18 protein-coding genes and 5 pseudogenes are annotated in these 21,010 nt (G+C 59.8%); 16 read left to right on the top strand and 7 right to left on the bottom strand.

All coding sequences use genetic code 11. The annotated features are described in order from the left end of the window. Positions 1-4 precede the first annotated feature (4 nt). Positions 5-502 (top strand): SOS response-associated peptidase family protein, encoded by a 498-nt coding sequence (locus HJC04_RS00635; RefSeq protein WP_183704881.1) that lies wholly within the window; start codon positions 5-7, stop codon positions 500-502. Here the strand turns inward: HJC04_RS00635 and dinB are convergent. Both dinB and HJC04_RS31460 read right to left on the bottom strand, forming a co-directional pair. Continuing rightward, positions 499-1,590, bottom strand: a complete 1,092-nt coding sequence (gene dinB, locus HJC04_RS00630; RefSeq protein ID WP_221144602.1) for a DNA polymerase IV — start codon at positions 1,588-1,590, stop codon at positions 499-501. The two genes, HJC04_RS00635 and dinB, sit on opposite strands and share 4 nt — an antisense overlap. 13 nt (positions 1,591-1,603) lie before the next feature. Beyond that, entirely contained in the window at positions 1,604-1,864 is a 261-nt protein-coding gene (locus HJC04_RS31460; RefSeq protein ID WP_246721918.1) for a hypothetical protein, read from the bottom strand. Positions 1,865-2,038: 174 nt separating this feature from the next. On the opposite strand from HJC04_RS31460, the gene HJC04_RS00625 reads away from it, so the two are divergent. Genes HJC04_RS00625 through HJC04_RS00615 form a run of 3 tightly spaced genes read left to right on the top strand, consistent with a single transcriptional unit; the run spans position 2,039 to position 7,498 of the window. Further along, complete coding sequence (locus HJC04_RS00625; RefSeq protein WP_221123279.1) at positions 2,039-2,800, top strand: ImuA family protein; 762 nt, start codon at positions 2,039-2,041, stop codon at positions 2,798-2,800. Further along, positions 2,721-4,235, top strand: coding sequence for a DNA polymerase Y family protein (locus tag HJC04_RS00620; RefSeq protein WP_221123278.1), 1,515 nt, complete (start codon positions 2,721-2,723; stop codon positions 4,233-4,235). The genes HJC04_RS00625 and HJC04_RS00620 overlap by 80 nt, the downstream gene beginning before the upstream one ends. Then, positions 4,235-7,498, top strand: a complete 3,264-nt coding sequence (locus HJC04_RS00615) for an error-prone DNA polymerase (RefSeq protein ID WP_221123277.1) — start codon at positions 4,235-4,237, stop codon at positions 7,496-7,498. Before HJC04_RS00620 ends, HJC04_RS00615 begins: the two co-directional genes overlap by 1 nt. An 80-nt stretch (positions 7,499-7,578) precedes the next feature. Here HJC04_RS00615 and HJC04_RS31455 read toward each other — a convergent pair. Next, positions 7,579-7,844 (bottom strand): annotated as a pseudogene (locus HJC04_RS31455) (LysR family transcriptional regulator); the annotation flags it as partial. Here HJC04_RS31455 and HJC04_RS00610 point away from each other — a divergent pair. The 6 genes and pseudogenes from HJC04_RS00610 to HJC04_RS00585 form a co-directional block, all read left to right on the top strand. Next, positions 7,845-7,925, top strand: a pseudogene (locus HJC04_RS00610) (Atu4866 domain-containing protein); the annotation flags it as partial. Positions 7,926-8,025: 100 nt separating this feature from the next. Then, positions 8,026-9,030 carry an AraC family transcriptional regulator gene (locus HJC04_RS00605; protein ID WP_221144600.1) on the top strand — a complete coding sequence of 335 codons (1,005 nt, stop codon included), beginning with the start codon at positions 8,026-8,028 and terminating at the stop codon, positions 9,028-9,030. 144 nt (positions 9,031-9,174) lie between these two features. Continuing rightward, the gene (locus HJC04_RS00600; protein ID WP_221123275.1) at positions 9,175-9,924 is read left to right on the top strand and encodes an SDR family oxidoreductase; all 750 of its coding nucleotides are present in this window, start codon (positions 9,175-9,177) and stop codon (positions 9,922-9,924) included. A gap of 57 nt (positions 9,925-9,981) precedes the next feature. Then, positions 9,982-10,528: pseudogene (locus HJC04_RS00595) on the top strand (flavin reductase family protein). Positions 10,529-10,580: 52 nt separating this feature from the next. Beyond that, the gene (locus tag HJC04_RS00590; protein ID WP_221114138.1) at positions 10,581-10,865 is read left to right on the top strand and encodes a DUF1330 domain-containing protein; all 285 of its coding nucleotides are present in this window, start codon (positions 10,581-10,583) and stop codon (positions 10,863-10,865) included. Between the two features lie 25 nt (positions 10,866-10,890). Continuing rightward, complete coding sequence (locus HJC04_RS00585; protein WP_183704870.1) at positions 10,891-11,112, top strand: putative quinol monooxygenase; 222 nt, start codon at positions 10,891-10,893, stop codon at positions 11,110-11,112. Between the two features lie 182 nt (positions 11,113-11,294). Here HJC04_RS00585 and HJC04_RS00580 read toward each other — a convergent pair whose 3' ends face one another. Beyond that, positions 11,295-11,912 carry an isochorismatase family protein gene (locus tag HJC04_RS00580; protein ID WP_221123274.1) on the bottom strand — a complete coding sequence of 206 codons (618 nt, stop codon included), beginning with the start codon at positions 11,910-11,912 and terminating at the stop codon, positions 11,295-11,297. Between the two features lie 1,100 nt (positions 11,913-13,012). On the opposite strand from HJC04_RS00580, the gene HJC04_RS00575 reads away from it, so the two are divergent. The 4 genes from HJC04_RS00575 to HJC04_RS00560 all read left to right on the top strand — a co-directional run bounded on the left by HJC04_RS00575 (position 13,013) and on the right by HJC04_RS00560 (position 17,423). Next, a complete protein-coding gene (locus HJC04_RS00575; protein WP_221123273.1) occupies positions 13,013-13,924 on the top strand; it encodes a LysR substrate-binding domain-containing protein in 912 nt (303 codons plus the stop codon). 105 nt (positions 13,925-14,029) lie between these two features. Beyond that, positions 14,030-14,806: a pirin family protein gene (locus tag HJC04_RS00570; RefSeq protein WP_221123272.1), complete on the top strand. Its 777-nt coding sequence runs from the start codon at positions 14,030-14,032 to the stop codon at positions 14,804-14,806. Positions 14,807-14,932: 126 nt separating this feature from the next. Continuing rightward, positions 14,933-15,880, top strand: coding sequence for an alpha/beta hydrolase (locus HJC04_RS00565; RefSeq protein WP_221123271.1), 948 nt, complete (start codon positions 14,933-14,935; stop codon positions 15,878-15,880). 34 nt (positions 15,881-15,914) lie between these two features. Next, positions 15,915-17,423, top strand: coding sequence for a GMC family oxidoreductase (locus HJC04_RS00560; protein ID WP_221123270.1), 1,509 nt, complete (start codon positions 15,915-15,917; stop codon positions 17,421-17,423). Positions 17,424-17,731: 308 nt separating this feature from the next. Here the strand turns inward: HJC04_RS00560 and HJC04_RS00555 are convergent, their stop codons facing one another. From HJC04_RS00555 to istB, 3 genes and pseudogenes are all read right to left on the bottom strand, one after another. Further along, positions 17,732-18,091: a hypothetical protein gene (locus tag HJC04_RS00555; RefSeq protein WP_221114143.1), complete on the bottom strand. Its 360-nt coding sequence runs from the start codon at positions 18,089-18,091 to the stop codon at positions 17,732-17,734. Then, positions 18,066-18,806 (bottom strand): SDR family NAD(P)-dependent oxidoreductase, encoded by a 741-nt coding sequence (locus HJC04_RS00550; protein ID WP_221123269.1) that lies wholly within the window; start codon positions 18,804-18,806, stop codon positions 18,066-18,068. Before HJC04_RS00550 ends, HJC04_RS00555 begins: the two co-directional genes overlap by 26 nt. 572 nt (positions 18,807-19,378) lie before the next feature. Continuing rightward, positions 19,379-20,064: pseudogene (istB, locus tag HJC04_RS00545) on the bottom strand (IS21-like element helper ATPase IstB); the annotation flags it as partial. A gap of 250 nt (positions 20,065-20,314) precedes the next feature. Here istB and HJC04_RS00540 point away from each other — a divergent pair. Together HJC04_RS00540 and HJC04_RS00535 are read left to right on the top strand one after the other, a co-directional pair. After that, positions 20,315-20,623, top strand: coding sequence for a type II toxin-antitoxin system RelB/DinJ family antitoxin (locus HJC04_RS00540; RefSeq protein WP_183704861.1), 309 nt, complete (start codon positions 20,315-20,317; stop codon positions 20,621-20,623). Then, positions 20,620-20,912 (top strand): annotated as a pseudogene (locus HJC04_RS00535) (type II toxin-antitoxin system RelE/ParE family toxin). The gene HJC04_RS00540 and the pseudogene HJC04_RS00535 overlap by 4 nt, the downstream one beginning before the upstream one ends. The last annotated feature ends 98 nt before the right edge of the window (positions 20,913-21,010 follow it).

Here is a 21,010-nt window from a genome sequence, read left to right as displayed (position 1 = left end):
ATCTATGATGAGTGCGACCGTTTTCCAGTCCGACGCCCCGCTCGATGAGCGCCGCGTGATCATAAGGCGCCATGACGGCGATGTGGAGATGGTGGAGCTGCCGTGGGGCCTGCGCCCGCGCGACGGCGATGCGCACGCCGTGACCGTCGTCCGGGCAGAAGGATGGACGTTTCCGACCGACCGCTGCCTGGTGCCGGCCTCGGAGTTTCGCCACAAGAGCTTCAGCTTCTCGCTCGCCAACGGCGACTGGTTCTACTTCGCGGGGATTTGGCGGCCGGAGACTGAGGACTGGCCGGAAGCCTACGCCATCCTGACAATCGAAGCGAATTCCGATCTCGCGCCGTTTCATAACCGCCAGATGGCGGTGCTGAGACGAGATCAACGCCTGGCCTGGCTCGACGGGCTCATGCCCGAGGAGGAAATCCTGCGGCCGTTGCCGGCAGGGACATTCCGGGTCAAGCGCCATTCGACCGATCCAACCCAGGCGACGCTGGCGATCTAAAGCGCCAACCGCAACTGGGGCACCACTTCAGAGGTCTGCCGTTCCAATGATGACAGCGTAACGCCGAGCAGGCGGATTCCCTTGCGCGGCGGGAAGATCGGCGCGAGAAGCAGGCTGACCACCTCCTCGAGATCGCCGATCGTTTGCAGAGGTGCCGCAACCGTCTTGCTGCGGGTGATCTGGGTGAAGTCGGCATACTTGACCTTGAGCGTCACCGTCTTGGCGCCGATTTCATTGGCCTCGCAGTAACCCCAGACTTTCTCGATCAGCGGCTGAAGGCCTTCGCGTGCCGGCTCGAAAGAGTGGATGTCCTCAGAGAACGTGTCTTCCGCGCCGACGGATTTCCGCACCCGGTCCGGCTTGACCTGACGATTGTCGATGCCGCGGGCGATGCCATAGAAATATGGTCCCGACTTCCCGAAATGTTCGACGAGAAACTCGAGTGTCTTTTCCTTAAGGTCCGCACCTGTTTCTATCCCGAGCCGATGCATCTTTTCGGCAGTCGCCGGTCCGACGCCATGGAATTTCTTGATCGGAAGCTGCTCGACGAAGGCCGGGCCGTTCTTCGGCGTGATGACGGCCTGACCATTTGGCTTGTTCAGGTCGGATGCCATCTTGGCGAGGAACTTGTTGTAGGAAATCCCGGCCGACGCATTGAGGCCGGTGACCTGCTTGATTTTCGCCCGGATCTCCGCGGCAATCTCGGTGGCGATCTCCATGCCCTTCAGGTTTTCGGTGACATCAAGGTAGGCCTCGTCGAGCGAGAGTGGCTCGATCATCGGCGTGTATTCGGCGAAGATCGCGCGGATCTGCAACGAGACAGCCTTGTAGACATCGAAGCGTGGTTTGACGAAGATGAGGTCAGGGCATTTGCGCTTCGCGGTCACCGAAGGCATCGCCGAATAAACGCCGAACTTGCGTGCCTCGTAGCTGGCGGCAGCCACGACGCCGCGGGCGGCAGGATAGCCGACGGCAACCGGCAGGCCGCGCAGCTCGGGATTGTCGCGCTGCTCGACCGACGCATAGAAGGCGTCCATGTCTATGTGGACGATCTTGCGCGGCCGCTCGCTGCCTTCGTCGTTTGTCATCGCCTAGCTTCCATCACGACCCTCTGTATCGCTCGCTCAGGCATGGGAAGTGCGCGCCGCATTTGTCACCCTCCGGCGTTTGCATTCGCTCGCAGCCCATCCCCATGCGCCGGCGGATCACCGCGAAGCTGGCACCGGCGCCGAATGCTTTCACCAACAGCTTGCGCTCAAGCGCGCAGTGGCGATGACATGGGTGACAGATGAATTCGATGATCGGCTCACGGTGATCCCTCAGTCTCGGATCCAGATCGTTCACAGGCTCCGGTCGCGCCATGCGAAAAAATTCCCATTCACGCCATCGAATTGAATCCGTTCGCGGATTTTCTCCATCGGCACTATCACTCAACTTCCGCGCGCCACATGCGCATTGACTCATTTCCGCTTTGAGAACAAATACAGAACATATTTCATCATCTCAAGCCGAAAACGGGTTGCCGTAAAGGAGATCATGACCGCAGCCGTCGCCACTTCGAATGCCATTCTCGACGAGTTGCGCGAGAAAATCGCCAGCCTGGAAGGGGCCGGCTTGCGCGCGCGCAGTGTCCTACCGTTCGGGGTTGGCGAGATCGATGCGCAACTGCCGGGAGGGGGGCTGGCATATGGCGCGCTGCATGAAGTCGCCGGCGGTGGCAATGGCGCCGTCGACGGCGCGGCGGCAGCCCTTTTCATCGGCGGCATCGCCGCCCGCACCACCGGCAAGGTCGTGTGGTGCCTCACCCGCTTCGATCTGTTCTTCCCCGCACTTGCCCAGGTCGGACTGCATCCCGACCGCGTGATCTTCGTCGAATGCGACAGAGAAGAGACCGTGCTCGCAAGCTTCGAAGAGGCCCTTCGCTATGGCGGGCTTGGCGCCGTCGTCGCCGAACTGGTGCGCCTACCGATGACGGCATCGCGCCGGCTGCAGCTGGCGGCAGAGAAATCCGGGACATTGGGCCTGGTGATCCGCCGCTGGCGGCGCCAGACAGAAGCGTCGGATTTCGGCATGCCGACGGCGGCGGCAACCCGCTGGCGGATCTCGGTGCTGCCGTCCGAGCCGTTGCCGGTCGCCGGTGTCGGGCGGGCGCGTTGGCTGGCGGAGCTGATGCGGGTCAAAGCAGGGGAGGGAGGCGAATTCATCATCGGAGCATGTGATGGCCAGGGTCGTATCTGTCTTTCTTCCGACACTGCCGACCGACCGGATCAGGCGGGACGATCCTTCGCTATCGGTTGAAACGCCGCTGGTGGTGATCGCCAGGAGTGGTTCGAAGCGATGGATTGCCGCGGCTGATCTGGCAGCGACCAAACTCGGCCTTCGTCTCGGCACGCCGGCGGCCAAGGCGCAGGCATTGGTCCAAGGCCTGATGATGATCGATGCGGATCCGGCAGCCGATCTCGCGGCGCTGGAACGGCTGACACTCTGGGCCTTGTCACAATACTCTCCTGTCGTTGCCATGGATCCTCCTGATGGCATCGTCATGAACACCGAAGGCGCCGATCATCTTCAGGGCGGCGAGGATCTGATGCTGTCGGGTCTCGTCAATCGGCTTCGTGGCCGCGGCCTCGCGGCGCGTGCGGCGATCGCCGACACTTGGGGCGCGGCGCATGCGCTCGCCCGGACAACGGATCGCGAAACGATCATCATCCCGCGCGGCGAAACGGCCCGGGCGGTGAACCGCTTGCCCTTGTCGTCGCTGCGACTGCCGGGGGAAACTGTGGCCAGCCTCCGCAGCCTCGGCTTTGCCACCGTCGGCGATCTCGCCGCCACGCCGCGGGCGCCGCTGACGCTCCGCTTCGGTCCGGAGGTCGCACGGCGTCTCGACCAGCTGTTCGGCCGCGTCGCCGAGCCGATCGACCCGATCCGGCCCGCGGATCTCGTCGAAGTCCAAAAATCTTTCGCCGAGCCGATCGGCGCCCCGGAAACCATTGAGAAATACGTGAGCCGCCTCGTGCGCCAGCTCTGTCTGGAGCTCGAGAAGCGCGGACTTGGCGTTCGACGTGCCGATCTCATCGTGCACCGCGTCGACAACACGCTTCAGTCGCTCCGCGCCGGTACGGCCAAGCCGGTCCGCGATATCGCCTGGCTGACGAAACTCTTCCGCGATCGGATCGAGAGGATCGAGCCTGGCTTTGGCATCGAAAAGCTCAGTCTTGCCTCGATCATCGCCGAGCCGCTGATCGAGGCGCAGTCGGCGTCGTCGCTCATCGAGGAGCAGGTGACCGATGTGACGCCGCTCATCGATGTGCTCGACAATCGCGGCGGCCAGCGGATTTTCCGGGTGGCGCCGGTGGCGAGCGACGTCCCGGAGCGCAGTGTCCGGCGGATCGCGCCGACGGCGGCGGAAGACGGCGCCACCTGGCCGCTGCACTGGCCGCGGCCGTCGCGCCTTTTGCCCCATCCCGAACTGATAGAAGTGATTGCGCTTCTGCCCGATCATCCGCCGGTCTCGTTTACCTGGCGCGGCAAGCGGCGCCGGGTGAAGCGCGCCGACGGGCCGGAACGGATTTTTGGAGAATGGTGGCAACGCAGCGCCGAATGGATCGCCGTGCGCGACTATTTCGTCGTCGAGGACGATACCGGCGAACGGTTCTGGATTTTCCGCTCCGGCGATGGTGTCGATACGGACACCGGCTCGCACAAATGGTTCCTGCACGGGGTGTTTGCGTGATGCGCTATGCCGAGCTGCAGGTCACCACGCATTTCTCGTTCCTCCGCGGCGCGAGCTCGGCGGAGGAGCTGTTTGCGACCGCAAAACTGATGGGCATCGAAGCCCTCGGCGTCGTCGACCGCAACAGCCTGGCCGGCATCGTCCGGGCGCTGGAGGCATCGCGCGCCACCGGCCTGCGGCTCGTCGTTGGCTGCCGGCTCGACCTGCAGGACGGCATGTCGATCCTCGGCTATCCCACCGATCGCGCCGCCTATTCGCGATTGACGCGGCTTCTGACCCTGGGCAAGGGCCGCGGCGGCAAGGCCAACTGCATCCTGCATCTCGACGATGTCGCGCTCTATGCCGAAGGGCTGATCGGCATCCTCGTGCCTGATATGGCGGACGACACCTGTGCCGTGCAGCTTCGGAAGATGGCGGAAGTCTTCGGTGATCGTGCCTATGTTTCGCTTTGCCTGCGCCGGCGGCCCAACGATCAATTGCGTCTGCATGAGCTGTCGAGCCTGGCGGTCAAGCATCGGGTGAAGACCGTCATTACAAACGATGTGCTGTTTCACGAGCCGGGTCGGCGGCAGCTGCAGGATGTCGTCACCTGCATTCGGACCGGCACCACCATCGACGATGTCGGCTTCGAGCGCGAACGGCATGCCGACCGCTATCTCAAGCCGCCGGAAGAAATGGCGCGTCTGTTTCCGCGGTACCCGGAAGCGCTGGCGCGAACGACGGAGATTGTTCAGCGCTGCAAATTCTCGCTCGAGGAGCTGGTCTATCAGTACCCCGATGAGGCGCTGATCCCGGGTATGACCGCGCAGGAGTCGCTGGAGCATTATACCTGGGAGGGCGTCAGGACGCGTTATCCCGAAGGCCTGCCTAATCATGTCGAGAAGACCATCCGGCACGAACTCGCGCTGATCGAGACGATGCGCTACGCGCCTTACTTCCTCACCGTCTTCTCGATCGTCCGCTATGCCCGATCGCAGGGCATTCTCTGCCAGGGCCGAGGATCGGCGGCTAATTCCGCCGTCTGTTATGTGCTCGGTATCACCTCGATCGATCCCGACACCAACGATCTGCTCTTCGAACGGTTCGTCTCCCAGGAACGCGACGAGCCGCCTGACATCGATGTCGACTTCGAGCATGAGCGGCGTGAGGAGGTGATCCAGTGGATCTACAAGACCTATGGCCATGACAAGGCGGCACTCTGCTCGACCGTCACCCGCTATCGCGCCAAGGGCGCCATTCGCGATGTCGGCAAGGCACTGGGTCTGCCCGAGGACCTGATCAAGGCGCTCTCCTCCGGCCTCTGGTCCTGGTCGGAAGAGGTGGGTGAGCAACATGTGCGCGATCTCGGCCTCAATCCCGAGGACCGGCGTCTCGCGCTGACGTTGAAGCTTGCCCGGCAATTGATGGGCGCGCCACGGCATCTCGGCCAGCATCCCGGTGGCTTCGTGCTGACCCATGACAGGCTTGATGACCTGGTGCCGATCGAACCGGCGACGATGGTCGACCGGCAGGTGATCGAGTGGGACAAGGACGATATCGAGGCGCTGAAATTCATGAAGGTTGACGTGCTGGCGCTCGGCATGCTGACCTGCATGGCCAAGGCCTTTGCGCTGATCGGAGGCCACAAGCATCAGGATCTCGATCTCGCCACGATACCGCAGGAGGATCCTGCGACCTATGCAATGATCCGCAAGGCCGACACGCTCGGCACCTTTCAGATCGAATCCCGCGCCCAGATGTCGATGCTGCCGCGCATGAAGCCGCGGACCTTCTACGATCTCGTCATCCAGGTGGCGATCGTCCGGCCCGGACCGATCCAGGGCGACATGGTGCATCCTTATCTGCGCCGGCGCGAAGGCAAGGAGAAGGTCGAATACCCCACACCTGAACTGGAGGCGGTGCTTCATAAGACGCTGGGCGTGCCGCTGTTTCAGGAGTCGGCGATGAAGGTGGCGATGGTCTGTGCGGGGTTTACCGGTGGTGAAGCCGACCAGCTGCGGAAATCCATGGCGACTTTCAAGTTCACCGGCGGGGTCTCACGGTTCAAGGACAAGCTTGTCTCGGGGATGGTACGGAACGGCTATTCACCGGAATTCGCCGAGAAGACATTTTCCCAGCTCGAAGGCTTCGGTTCCTATGGTTTCCCGGAAAGCCATGCCGCTTCCTTCGCGCTGATCGCCTATGCCTCCAACTATGTGAAATGCCATTTTCCGGACGTCTTTTGCGCTGCGCTCCTGAACTCACAGCCAATGGGCTTCTATGCGCCTGCGCAGATCGTCGCCGACGCGAGAAAGCACGGTGTCGAGATCCGTCCCGTCTGCATCAACCGCTCTCGCTGGGACTGCACGCTGGAACCGATCGAAGGCAGCAACCGGCATGCCGTTCGCCTTGGCATGCGTCTGGTGCGCGGCTTGGCGACTGCGGATGCAGCGCGCATCGTCGCCGCTCGAGCCGATGAGCACTTCGCCTCCGTCGACGACATGTGGCGGCGCTGCGGCGTGCCGGTCGCCTCGCTCGTCGAGCTTGCCGAAGCCGATGCCTACCTGCCGTCTCTCCGTCTCGAGCGACGCGATGCGCTCTGGGCGATCAAGGCGCTACGCGACGAGCCGCTGCCCCTGTTCAGCGCTGCGGCAGAACGGGAGGCACGGGCGATCGCCGAGCAGCAGGAGCCGGCAGTCGAGCTCAGGCAGATGACCGAAGGCCACAACGTCGTCGAGGATTACAGCCATACCGGCCTGACGCTCCGGCAGCATCCCTTGAGCTTCCTTCGCAGCGAACTCGCCAAACGTCGGATCGTGACCTGCGCCGAGGCCATGACGGCGCGCGACGGCCGATGGCTGATGGCGGCCGGCCTGGTGCTGGTGCGCCAGCGGCCGGGCTCGGCGAAGGGCGTGATGTTCATCACCATCGAGGACGAAACTGGTGTGGCGAATGTCGTCGTCTGGCCAAAACTCTTCGAGCGGTCCCGCCGCGTGGTGCTCGGCGCCAGCATGATGGCGATCAACGGCAGAATCCAGCGGGAAGGGGATGTGGTTCACCTGGTCGCCCAGCAGCTCTTCGATCTCTCCGCCGATCTGTCGAGCCTTGCCGAGCGCGACGGGGCATTCCGGCCGCCGACCGGCCGCGGCGACGAGTTCGCCCATGGCTCTCCAGGGAGCCCGGATTCCCGCGAGCCACCGGTCCCGGGTGTTCGACTGAGGGATCTGTTCGTGCCGGATCTTCACATCGATACGCTGAAGATCAAGAGCCGGAATTTCCAGTAATCCTGAACGCAGACGACAGGGCCGGCGGTGCGGATCCTTTCAAGGCGAGGCCTTCAAACCCACGCTGCGCTCTTTACACCTCACGCTGGAATTTTAGCGACGCTTCCCTCGTTCGTCCGTAGCATCGCCCCGCGGATTTGCTGTCGCAACCATGCGCAGCCGAGATCGCTGTCCATTTGAAGCGGCCAGATCATTGCCACCGGTGGAAAGGAAAGCGCCAGCGGCACAGGGCTGACCTCAAGCCCCAACAACGGCCCGTAACGAAGCGCAATCCGTGATGATACGGTGGCAATCACCGCAATGACCGCGCCGTGGCCAATATCGACATGAAGTCTGGAGTTGCGGCCATACCGGCTTTAAGGCCGACGGCGATTTTGTCGATGGCGTTCTGTACCACGCGGGAATGGTTCTTTATCGCAGGCGTTAGAGCCGATTTAACGAGGCCGGTCTGATCAGAGCCGGCCTGATCTTTTTAAAGTTCTCTGCTATTTAAAGGGCCGGTTATCCGTTTGTAGTGAGCGCCCGAAATGGTGGATACTGAAACATCCCGTCAACAGGCTGCACTCTCGCTCCCGGCAGCCCCGCGAAATCCCGGCGATCAAACAGCAACTGTATCTGACCGCGACGAAGTTGTTGCGAGGCCTGAGCGGACCTCTCCGCTTGGGCTTGAACAGTATATTCCCGGTCGCATGCTTGTGAGTGGAGATAGCCCCGCGTGGACTGATCTGTTCGTGAAGGTCTATTCGCGCCTGATGAACCAAGAGCCATTTCTTGTTCCCGCAGTCGCAGAACCACTCATCGTCTGGGTGATCTCGGGTGAAGCGGTCGTCGAGGAGCGGGACCTGGATGGCGACTGGGTTGCCAATACGGTGTCGGCGGGCGATTTCTTCCTGACCCGTTCTCCCACACCGTACCAGATGCGCTGGCGCGCCATCGGTGACGCACCTTTCCAAGTCATGCACCTTTATCTCTCAGTTCCGCTTTTCGAGCGCGTTGCCTACGACGTGCTAGGCTGCTCCGCTCCTCCTGCGCTGCGCGACATTTCGGGGGGCAAGGACACGCTGCTGTCACACCTTCTTGCATTGATTCATCAGGAGCTGACGTCTGAAGGCAAGGGGAGCCAGTTGTTCGTTCAGGGTCTTGCCCAGAGCCTTGCCGTGCATCTGATCCGGAACTACGCGGCCAGTGAAGCTGCCTATGATTGCCAGAATGCACTTCCCGGCTTTAAGCTTCGCCGGGCAGTAGCATATCTTGAAGAAAATCTAGCCGAGCCGTTCAATCTCGCAAAGCTTGCCGAAACGGTGGGTATGAGTGAATTCCATTTCAGTCGCCTGTTCAAAAAAGCGACCGGGCTCTCGCCCTCGCGCTACTTCATCCGCCAGCGCGTCGCCCGGGCACAGCTTCTGTTGCAGGAGACGGATATCAGCATCATTGAGATCGGCATGTCCGTTGGCTATTCAAGCCCAAGCCATTTCGCCCAGGTCTTCCGTCGCGAAACCGGCCTGCCGCCGAGCCACTATCGGCGAGGCTAGTTTTTAACCTGTCGCGATTTCGAGCAAGATCGCGACAGGTCGAGCAAGAGCCCGTGAGAAGGGCTCCGATGAACCGCTTAAGTTTCTCCTTGTGAAACCGAAACGCCCACCGCGGTGGTGGGCTTCAGACAAGGAGTAACAATAATGGCCAACCTCAACGGAAAGATCGCACTGGTGACCGGCGCATCGAGCGGCATCGGCGCTGCTACCGCTGCAAAGCTTGCTAAAGCCGGGGCCAAGGTCGGTATCGCGGCACGGCGCACCGAAAAGCTCGAAGATCTCAAGAAACAGATTGAAGCCATGGGCGGCGAAGCTCTTGTGATCGAGATGGACGTGGTTGACACGACCTCGGTCGGTGCGGGCGTGAAGAAGCTGATCGAAGCCTACGGCTCGATTGACATTCTCGTCAACAATGCCGGCCTGATGCCGCTCTCCGATATCGACCAGTTCAAGGTCGACGAGTGGCAGCGGATGGTGGACGTGAACGTGAAGGGCCTGCTCAACGCGACGGCCGCCGTTTTGCCCCAGATGATCAAGCAGCATTCAGGCCATGTCTTCAACATGTCCTCAATCGCTGGGCGCAAGGTCTTCAAGGGTCTGTCGGTCTACTGCGCGACAAAACATGCGGTGACGGCTTTCTCTGATGGCCTGCGTATGGAAGTCGGCCAGAAACACGGCATCCGCGTGACCTGCATCCAGCCGGGCGCCGTTGCCACCGAGCTCTACGACCACATCACCGATCCGGGCTACCGCAAGCAGATGGACGAGCTGGCCGGCCAGATGACCTTCCTCCAGGGCGAGGACATCGGCGACACCATCGTCTTCGCAGCCCAGGCCCCGGCCCATGTGGACGTCGCCGAGCTGTTCGTCCTGCCAGTAGAACAGGGTTGGTAACAGACCGATCCTGAAGGGTCCCTGCCTCGATGCAGGGACCTCTCAAGGGAGATTGTCATGAAGGAATTACCCGCATCTCAAGCTTATCGCGTTCTGGAACCAGGCCCGATCGTCATGGTCTCCACGAGCGATAACGGCAAGCCCAATGTGATGACAATGGGCTTCCATATGATGATCCAGCATGACCCGCCGCTGATCGGTTGTGTCATCGGGCCGTGGGATCACAGCTATCAGGCTCTCCGAAAAACCGGAGAATGTGTCATCGCAGTCCCCGGTCTGGATCTCGCCGAAACGGTTGTCGACGTCGGCAATTGTTCGGGCGATCGGGTAGATAAATTCCAGAGGTACGGCCTCAAGACGCGACCTGCCAAGGACGTGGCAGCACCGCTCTTGTCCGACTGCCTGGTCAACATCGAATGTCGGGTCGTCGATAGCCGGCTCTCGGACCGTTACAACCTCTTCATCCTTGAGGCGACGAGAATCTGGATCAAAGAACCGCAAAGAGCGGCGAATGATGCATCACTGCGGCGACGGCACGTTCACCGTCGACGGCGGCACGCTCGATCTCAAAGACCGCATGGTCAAATGGCGCCATCTCCCCTGACAGCGCCGTGAGTCCCGGAAACCATAAATACCCGACAGAAAAGGAAAAACCTATGTCTGCCTATCTCGTTGTCGATCTCGACATCCACGACATGACGTCTATCCAAGACTACCGGTCGAAGGCACTGCCGCTCGTCGGCAAAGCCGGCGGCAAGCTTATCGCCATTGATGAAAGCCCCTTGGAGTTGGAAGGCTGGGCCGCCACCAACATGCTCATCATCGAGTTTCCGAACAAGGATGCGATCCGTCAGCTTTTCGCATCGCCCGAATATGCACCGCTCGCCGCACAGCGGCAGGCTGCGGCCAAGTCGAGGATTATTGCCCTCGACGCGGTGTAACCAGACGTGGGCGAGGAGCACGGATATGGCTGAACTGACCAACGTAGCATTCTTCAGGGCAAAGCCGGGCAGATCTGAGGATCTCGGCTCAGCACTCCTCGCCCTGGTTGGCCCTTCGCGACATGAGCCCGGCAGCCTCCGCTACGAGATTCATCAGTCGACTGTTACCGCAGAGGAGTGGATGGTCGTTGAAGACTGGCGCTTTGCTTCAGACTCGGCTGAGCTTCCCTTGGACCCCAGTCCTTAAAAAAGATCTCCGTACCGTCGTTTGTTGTTACTTAGCCCATATCTAGCTCTCCGTTGAAACGTTCCTAGTTCTGGCAAGAGTGACCGCAAGCGCGAAACCGGTCGAGTTCGTGACAGAAGCGGCTAGCTAAGCCGCTCAGGCGAACAGGTCTCGCGACGCGTGATGGTCGGAGTCGTTGGGATTTACTTGCCGTATGCCTTGGCGACCTGGCCGACAAGAGTGGCCCAGGGCATGTCGAGGGCGGCGTAGACGGCTCCGGCTTCCGGGCGGCCGTTATCCTTGAGGATCTCCACCATGAGGGTGGCGTAGTCGGACAGGATGACGCCCGCCTGCTGCATGCGAAGGAGGCCCGCTTGCCGCTTGGTTTCGCTGAAGGTGCCCGAAGCATCCACCGCAACATAAGCGTCGAGGCCGCGAGCGACTGCCGTCATGGCCGGGAAAGCCGCGCAGACTTCCAGAGAAATGCCCGCGAAGATCAACTTCTTGCGGCCGGTTGCCTCAATTGCCTTGGCGACGCGTTCGTCGTCATAAGCATTGACCGAGGAACGGTCGATGATCTCGATGCCCGGCAGCGCTTCGACGAGTTCGGGAATGGTCGGCCCCCACATGCTGTCGCGAGCCGTGGTGACGACGACGATCGGCAGGTTTAAGGCCTTCGCCGCCTTTGCGAGCGCGACAACATTGTGTTTGAGTTCGCCAGTGGAATAATCACGCACGCCTGTCATGAGACCAACCTGATGGTCGACCAGAATGACGGCGGCATTGTCGGCGGTAAGAGGTTCGTAGGTGCGGTTGGTCATTGCGTTTCTCCTTTTGAACTCAACCGCTCAGCTCACTCGCGGCGGTTCATTTCGTTCGTGACCAGGATAAGTTAGCCTTGTCACGAGCAGCCCAAAAGTCAGCAAAAACGCAACCTAAAGTCCTACCCAATGGACGACGGCGTGATGTTAGTTTCGTTGTTTCAATGCAGATCTGTCGGGTCGGCCCGATCGTAGACGCGCCTGAACTCGACCGCACTTGGCCATCGTAAAACGATCCTCTGCGACAAGAGAATGGGCGGCACGGCCATCCACAATGCCTGAGGTTCTTCCTAACTTTTGTTCATCGCAACGCAAGGAGCAGACGAACCAAATGCACGAAGTTCTCACACTCTGTCACCGCTAAAGCCTGAACAGCGACCACGCTCCCAATCGACTTTTCTTTCGAGCAATCTTAAAATCAACGTTACGCAAGTGGGCATCGGACCCGATGCAGCCAAAGGCATTCCCTTGCGCCAGAGGATCAAACCACGACCGTCACTAGAAACCTCCTGCAGGCAGCTCTGGCTGCCTCAGCAAGCTTCTCCGTTCCGGCTTTTTCTCAGGCCGCATCGGCTCCGCATCTGCCGATCGTACGGGGTGACACCAATCTGCAGCGCCACGGCGAATACGTTGACCAAATGATCGCCGATTTCGCCACAGGGCACGGTCCGCCCGGTATCTCAATGGCGATTGTGCAGGCGCCTTACATCCCTTGGTCTGCAGGCTGTGGCGGTAAGATCACATCTCCTGCCTTGAGCGTGACAAGCTTAAATCCGGGCTCTCCATCGCCCCTGATGACGATATGAAATGCTGCCCATCCTGAGCCTGCATCGGGATGGGATAGGCTCCACGAGCCTGAAATGACAAAAGTACTGGAGCTCGGGACGAACCCTCAAGACCGTGTCAATGCGAGCCAGTGGCTCATGGCCTGCAGACATCGGCTTCCTCGCTAGCGGGTAGGTGAACAAGAGAGTCGTTTAACGCGACCCTGAGACAGCAAATCCCTCAAATTCAGTATCCGGCATTAGCTAGTGTCTGGACGAATGGCTCAAAAACCGTCAAAACCACAACGCAACGTCCGACCAAATGAACGATGTGTGATGCTCGATTTAAATGATTTCTTTTACTATGTGCAAATCGTCGATCGCGGAGGCTTCACGGCAGCTGGCCGAACACTTCGGGTGCCGAAGTCGACACTCAGCCACCGTATGCAGGAGCTCGAGAGGGAACTCGGGGTCCGCTTGCTCAACCGAACGTCACGCCGTTTCGGTATGACGGACGCGGGAAGCGACTTTTATCGCCACGCCGTCGCCATGCTGCGTGAAGCCGAAATGGCGGAAACGACAATAAGGCACCGGTTAACCGAGCCGACCGGCACTGTGCGCTGCACGGCGGGTGTCGCAACGATGCAGTTTGCTATGGCGGATATTATTGCCGATTTTCTGGTGAAGTATCCCAAGGTTAATATCTTCGCCCACGCCGCCGACCGTACGGTGGATATCGTCGGCGAGAACTTCGACCTTGCGGTCCGGGCGCATTCCGATCCCTTGCCCGACTCAAATCTGGTCCAGCGGACGCTTGCGCCCGCCCCCTGGTATCTCTTTGCCGGAACCGACTACATCGAAAAAAATGGTGCTCCAAAAAGCCCTCAAGATCTCCAGACTCATCCGTCATTGTTCATGATGAGGACCGGGGTTTCGCCGGTCTGGCGATTACGTCATGCGCGCCAGGCAAGAGACGAAGTTGTGGTGCCGCTGACGCCCCGACTGATTGGAGACGACATGGTTGGTCTTCAGCAAGCGGCCATCAAAGGAATTGGTGTGGTCGCACTACCAGGTTACATCGCCAGGGCGGCCGTTCAATCCGGGGCGCTTTGCCGCATCCTCCCGGATTGGCTAGCGGGCGATTCTACGCTGACGGCACTTATTCCATACCGCCAGGGCCTGCTTCCATCGGTTCGCGCTTTTCTCGATCATCTGGCTGCGGAATTCCCAAAAACCGTCCTGCTATAGTTATCGTCCAGATACTTGAACGCAAGGTTGGCATATTAGCGGCTTCTCGTCCGATGCAGTCGGCCGCAAATTCGTTGGCAGATACCTGTCAATGGAGCGAACGAGATGCAACCGGCTGCAACATTTGAGATCCCGCGGGATGATGCGGCGAGAATAGGTGCGATCGTCACCGGTTTGCCACGTGAAATCGGCAGCGGATTTGTCGCAATCCACTTCTCCGAGAAGATGTTCGACGGTCGGATGAACCCGCTTCTCATGGTCGATCATTTTGTCATGACGGCCCCTACCTTCGACCCGCATCTTCATAAAGGCATATCAGCTGTCACTGCTATCTTCGAAGATTCCCAAGGGGCGTTTCTGAACCGGGATACACTCCGGAATAATGTCGCCTTAAAACCAGGAGATCTTTACTGGCTGGCTGCGGCGAGCGGTGCAGTGCATGAGGAAAAGCCCGAGGAAGGTGGAAGAACCCACGCACTGCAAATCTTCGTCGATCTGCCGGAGCGCCTGAAGAGGGAACCGGCCAGAGCGCTTCATTTGGAAGCGCTTAGCATGCCAGTCATCGAAACGCCGGACTTTCGTATCCGCGTCGTTCTGGGCCGCAGCGGTGATGTCGCCGGCGCCCAGGGAACGCCGGAGGAAATGACCATGCTGGATGGCTTTCTCCATTCGGGCGGACAGTTTTCACATCTGATGCCGGAGGGCCGGGGGGCATGGATCTATGCCGTCTCGGGCACGATCACGCTCAAAGCGGCCAGCGAGAGCCGAGACCTTACTGCAGGAACCGCAACGACGGTGGCTGCAGGATCGGAAACGGAAGTTCACATCGAGGCCAATGAAGAGGCTCATTTCGTACTTCTCGCGGCAAAACCGATCCCCTGAATCCTGCCTTGGATGAAGACCAACGGCGGCGCCTGAAGGCGCCTTCGACGGCAACTTTACATCGGGCAATCCCGAAATCCTAATCCTCGAACGCCGCCGGACGAGCGGTAAAAACGGAGTAAGACCATGCTGGATGTTCTGAAGACCACTGATATCAAGGCCAAGACCGAAGTCGTCACGATTTCGGACGTAGAGCGTGCCCGCGAAGACGCCCTTCGCCAGCGGTTTGCTGATTTCTGGGCATCGGCCACGAGCGACCTGCGCACCACTTACGAAGCGTTCATCTCGGCAAGCCCACTTGTGGACGGCGTAAGCTTCGAAGCTGTCGATGAGGGTGGCGTCAGCGGCTGGTGGGTTCGTCCGGAACAGGCAAGCACCTCCAAGGCATTCCTCTATATCCATGGTGGCGGCTACGTTCTTGGTTCGTCGCAAGCCTATCGCGGTTTTGTAAGCCAGATCGTTGCCCGCACCGGGGTTCCGGCTTTCATCCTCGAGTATCCACTTGCGCCTGAAGCGTCTTTGCCGACGGCGCCGAACACGGTACTAGCTGCCTGGGACTGGCTTATCGCTCAGGGCTTCCAAAAAATCGCTATCGTCGGCGATTCTGCCGGCGGCGGACTTTCGCTGGTGACGTTGACGCAACTCGGCAACGGGAACTCGGACGTGAAGCCAGTCGCCGGCGTCGTGTTTTCTCCCTGGGTCGATCTGACCCTCTCTGGCGCTTCGATGGTGGATCAATCCGTTGTCGATCCGCTGATCGGTTATGACTACCTCAAGGACTGCGCCCAAAAATATATCGGCTCGTTCAGCGCCTCCGATCCGCTGGCGTCGCCTCTGCTGGGTGATCTTCAAAAACTGCCGCCATTGCTGATCCAGGTCGGCACCGATGAGCGCCTGCTCGATGACTCCCGGCAATTCGCCGACCGCGCAGCTCAATCTGGCGTCCCTGTCCAGCTCGAGATCTGGGAAGGCATGCACCACGTTTTCCAGCTCGACGTCGAGCATATCGAGAGCGCCAGAACAGCACTCGACCGTGCAGCACAGTTCATGCTCGCCGCTTTCAACCGTGGTTGAGGCGAAATTGGGCCAACTGCGAGAGGAGATAGATATGCCAACCGTTACCACATATGACGTCATCATCGCAGGAGGAGGTTCTGCCGGCGCGGTTCTGGCGAACCGATTGAGCGAAGATGCCAGCAGGAAGGTCCTGCTCATCGAAGCCGGCCCGGCCTATGCGGCCGCCGACTTTCCCGACGTCATCGCCAATGCGAACCGCGTGGGTGGCGATGCGGAGCATGACTGGGGCTACCGCACGCAGGATCATTTTGGTCTCGGGCATGATGTCAGGGCATTGCGCGGCAAGGTTCTCGGTGGTGGTTCGGCTGTCAATGCGGCTGTCGCAATGCGTGCGCGCAGGTCCGACTTCGCACGCTGGACAGCTCGCGGAGTCAAGGGCTGGACCTTTGAAGACGTCCTGCCAGTCTTCAAATCGCTCGAGAATACTCCGACCGGAGACGACGCTTGGCACGGTCGTTCTGGCCCGTTCCCGATCCGACAGAGAACGATGGGAGAAAATACGCCGTCGATGCAAGCCTTCGTGTTGGCGGCGGAAGCTGCAGGCCTCGCCCGTATCAGCGATTTCAACGGTGCCGAGCAGAACGGGGTTTCGCCCTATCCGCTGAACGTCGTGGATGGCCGCCGGATCAACACCGGCATGGCCTACCTAACGGACGATGTGCGTTGCAGGCCGAACCTTACAGTTATGGGGCATGCCGAGGTCGATTCCATCCTCTTTAGCGGGCGTCGTGCCATTGGCATCAAGCTCATCGGCGGGGAGACGATCACCGGCGGCAAGATCATCCTGTCCTCCGGGACCTATGGCAGCCCCGCTATCCTCATGCGCTCCGGTATTGGACCGTCCTCGCATCTGCGCGAGCTGGATATTCCGGTTGTCGTTGACGCACCCGTTGGAAACCTGCTGAAGGAACACCCATTCTACTACAATATCTACGCTCTGAAGCCGGATGCCAATTCGATGACGCCAGCGGCAGGGGCCATCGTCTGGACCAATTCCAGCGAGGCTGGCACGGATGAGCTCGATCTACACGTCTCGGGAACGCATATCTTCGACCCGGCTCAAAGTCCGACGGGCGGTGCGATTGTGCTTGCCTGCTCGGTAACACTGCCAAAGTCCAACGGATCGATCCGCCTTGCTAGTCGCGATCCACGCGCCATGCCGCTGATCCGCTTCAACTTCTTCCAGGATCCAAGCGATCTGCGCCGGATGATGGAAGCCGTAAAGCTGTCGCGCCGGATCGGCAGAACGGCACCCTTCAGCGACATGATCGAGATGGAGATGTTCCCTGGAAAGGATGTCGATGACGACGCTTCGCTAGAGAAAGCGATCATCGAGCAGGTCGACGGCTATTCTCACCCCACGTCCTCCGTTCCGATGGGAAGTGCCGAAGATCCTACCGTCGTCGTTGACGAGAATGGAGCAGTCCGCGGTACGGAAAACCTGCATGTGGTCGACGCATCCATCATGCCCGATATCGTTTCAGCACCGACCAATGTGACCACGATCATGATGGCCGAGATGATCAGTCGAAGGCTCTGATCGAACGAGCCAAACGAATGATCGGGTGACCTGAAGCTATGCCGGCGCGTCACGAGAGGGTACCCCGGCATCTCTTTGCCAAAGTGCGGGTCGAGGCCCGAGATCGACAGCTATTGGAGAATTCCGATGAGATGGCTCACCGTATTGTTCTTTCTGCTCATCGCTTCCGCGTCTTCGGCCCAGGCGCTCTTTGAGAAGAATTCATCTTCGTCGATCGCGGCACCCGCCCAGGTTACGCAGGCGAAGATAGATGATTTGATGCGTCTTTTGCAGGACGCCGATGTCCGTCGGTGGATACAATCGCAATCTCAGCCGGCGATCCCGATTTCGGCGAGTATGGCGTCGCTATCAGCTTTGCCATGATTACTGTTCCAAGCGACCAGCAAAGCTTCATTCGGCGAAGCGCCTACCCGCGGCGCCATCCAGCTCGCAAGCAACGTGACGAAGGGACCGGCGACCGCCGCCGAAAATGCCCACCAGCCCGCCAGTTCTCCCTCCTTTGCAAGGGGGATGCGCAGATCCTGCGAAACCAGGGGAAGGAGCCCGACAACGATGAATTCGGAGGCAACAACGATTGTTATCGCCGGCGCAGCAAAAGCAGGGCTTTGTTCAAGATATGTTCGGAATGGTCGCCGGCGGAGTTCATGCGTTTGCTCCACCGTCAACAACGATACCCGTCCCGTTGATGGACCGCGCTTCGTCGGTTGCGAGGAAAGCATAGGCTGCGGCGACATCCTCGGCCCGACCATATTGCTTGATGGCCATGCGCTGACGTTGGGCTTCGGCGTGAGGACCGTCGGCGGGGTTCATGTCAGTATTGGTCGAGCCAGGATGCACGAGGTTGACAGTGATACCGCGCGGGCCGAGATCGCGGGCTGTGCCCTGCGTCCAGGCGAGCAACGCTGCCTTACTAGCGGAATACAAAGCCTTGCCGGCGTCCGGCACGCGTGTGGCCAGATTGCTGCCGGTCGAGATGATACGGCCGCCGTCAGACATGTGGGGCAGCGCTGCCTGGCTCGCGAGGATGACCGCCCGCACGTTCACGTGCAGCATCGCGTCGATTTGCTCAAGAGTGACCTCTTCGAGCGTGCCGTAGCTGATAATGCCGGCATTGTTCACGAGGACATCTAGGCCGCCAAGTTCGGAGGCGGCTCGGTCAACCGCCTTCTTGATCGAGATCGGGTCGGCAGCATTCATTTGGATTGTGACGGCGCGGCCGCCGCCTGCTTCAATTTCGTTGGCGATGGCGTTGGCGGCCTCGGCTGACCGCTCGTAGCCGATGGCGACAAATGCGCCTTCCGCTGCGAAGCGGCGTGCGATCGCGGCGCCGATGCCGCGGCTGGCGCCAGTGACAAAGGCACGTTTACCTGTAAGCGACTTCATAACTTGGCTCCTTCTTTGATGATGAGGCCGGCCAGCGCTCGAGCCGAATGGATCGGCTGCCTCGCTTTTTCCCGTTCTCATGGCAAGAAGTTAGTCACTCACCGCGCGTCTCAGAAGACAGCAAAAATATAACTTAGCGTCCATGACATTGGACAATTAGAGACGTCAGAGATCGCACGTATTGGCCGTGAATGTTCTGGAATGTTGAGTTGGTCGACCCCCGTGCGGAGTGCACAGAAGTGGGCACTCCGGTAAGCAGTTTGGTCGAAATGCTAACGTAAGTTGGCAATGGGAGCCTTCGTGGATAACACTGATGGAGGCTTTACATGACTATCTACAATGTTTCGCTCATCGGCTTCGGAGGGGTTAACCTGGCGGTTGCCGAACTCATCGCAACCAAAAATGAGCAATGGAAACGCGAGCGCTGGGGTTCGCTTTGCCAACGGCGGATTAAAAACCTGCCACGGAGCGGAGCAAAAGTCGGCCACCATAGCGCCGGCATGAGCCCCCGGGAGGCCGTAGCCCGAGCGGGGCTCATGCCGGGGCGGCGATTTTTTGAGAAGAGTTTTAGCTGCCTTGCGGGCTCGGCTTTGGGCGAGACGATAGCTGTCGCCGTTCATTTCGAGGATGTTGACATGGTGGGCGATGCGATCGAGCAGCGCGCCGGTCAGACGTTCGGATCCCAAGGTCTCGGTCCATTTGTCAAATGGAAGATTGCTGGTGATCAGGGTGGCACCGCGCCCGTAGCGTGGTGAGATTAGCTCGAACAGCAATTCCGCGCCAGTCTTGGACAGCGGCACGAAGCCCAGTTCGTTGATGATCAGCAGCTTGTAGGTGGCCATCTGCTTCTGGAAGCGGAGCAGACGCCGCTCGTCACGGGCCTCCACCATTTCACTGACCAGAGCGGCCGCTGTGGTGAAGCCGACAGAGAGGCTTTTTTGGCAGGTCGCCAGCCGGAGGCCGAGCGCCACATGCGTCATGCCGGTTCCACTGGGGCCGAGAACGATGACGTTGTCCCGACGCTCGATCCATTCGCAGCCTGCATCTTGTTGAGCTTGTGGATGGCAGCGAAGTCGAAGCTGTCGAGGCTTTTCACGACAGGGCATTTAGCAGCCTTGATCCGGCGTTCGACCTTATGGCGATCCCGTTCGATCATCTCCCTTTCGGAGAGCCGGAACAGGTAGCCGACATGATCGTCGCCCTCGGTGGCACACAGCAGCGTCGCGAACTCGTCCGGCCAAAGCCTGGAGAGGGGCACTCCGGCCGCGGTCGGATTATTCCGCTACTACCGATGGCCGATGTTTGCACCGCCGTTCTCAGTTTAATAAGCTATCTAACGGCAGCTTTCAGATAAGAAGCACCGTTTGCGAGTCCGCCCGCTAGTTCCATGATATGCCGCACGAGAAAATCGCGTCGTCGATGATCTGAATAGGGCCTTCTCGGCAGGAAACTTACTATGGATTTTGTCATTCAAATGCATTACCTTGCTATTAAATCTGGAGATAGCCATGGCTGCAAACGCACTTGTCCAAACACGTATCGATGCCGAAGTTCGGGATCGTGCTTCCGCCGTCCTTGAGAACATGGGCCTGACGGTATCAGATGCAGTCCGCATCCTGCTCACGCGGACAGCTAACGAGGGTGCGCTGCCACTTGAACTTTTTTCGGGAAGCGAGGCTCACGATGCCTGGTTTCGCACGAAGGTACTCGAAGCACTGAACGACACTCGACCGGACGTGTCAGATTTTGACGTCGAGGCACACTTCGAGGAGCGCCGGGCGATAGCGCGCGTCAAAGCAGGTGCTCTCAAGTCGTGAAGCTTACATGGTCTGCGTTCGCGCTGTCGGACCGAGACGCCATATTCACCTATATCGAGGCAGACAATCCTTCGGCCGCTGTAATGATCGACGAGCGGATCATGGCCGCTGCGCGCCGCTTGGTCGTTTTCCAGCAAGCGGTCGCGTTGGAAGAATTGCTGGGACACGCGAACTGGTGATCAACGGAACGCCATATATCGCTGCATATGTCGCTACGGAAACAGCAGTTCGTGTCCTGCGCGTCCTTCATGGATCGCAGGAATGGCCCGACACTTTGCCCGGCAGCTAAATTTTCAGCTTGGCTCGCAAGATGCTGCGTCTTCTGAGACAAGCGCCGCTTGACCCGAACTACAGTTGCGATCCAACGAGATCGCGGCAGGTTCGAGT

The organism is Rhizobium sp. NLR8a, assembly GCF_019685235.1.
In the GTDB taxonomy this organism is placed as follows: domain Bacteria; phylum Pseudomonadota; class Alphaproteobacteria; order Rhizobiales; family Rhizobiaceae; genus Rhizobium.
This window is presented reverse-complemented; position numbering and strand designations above follow the sequence as displayed.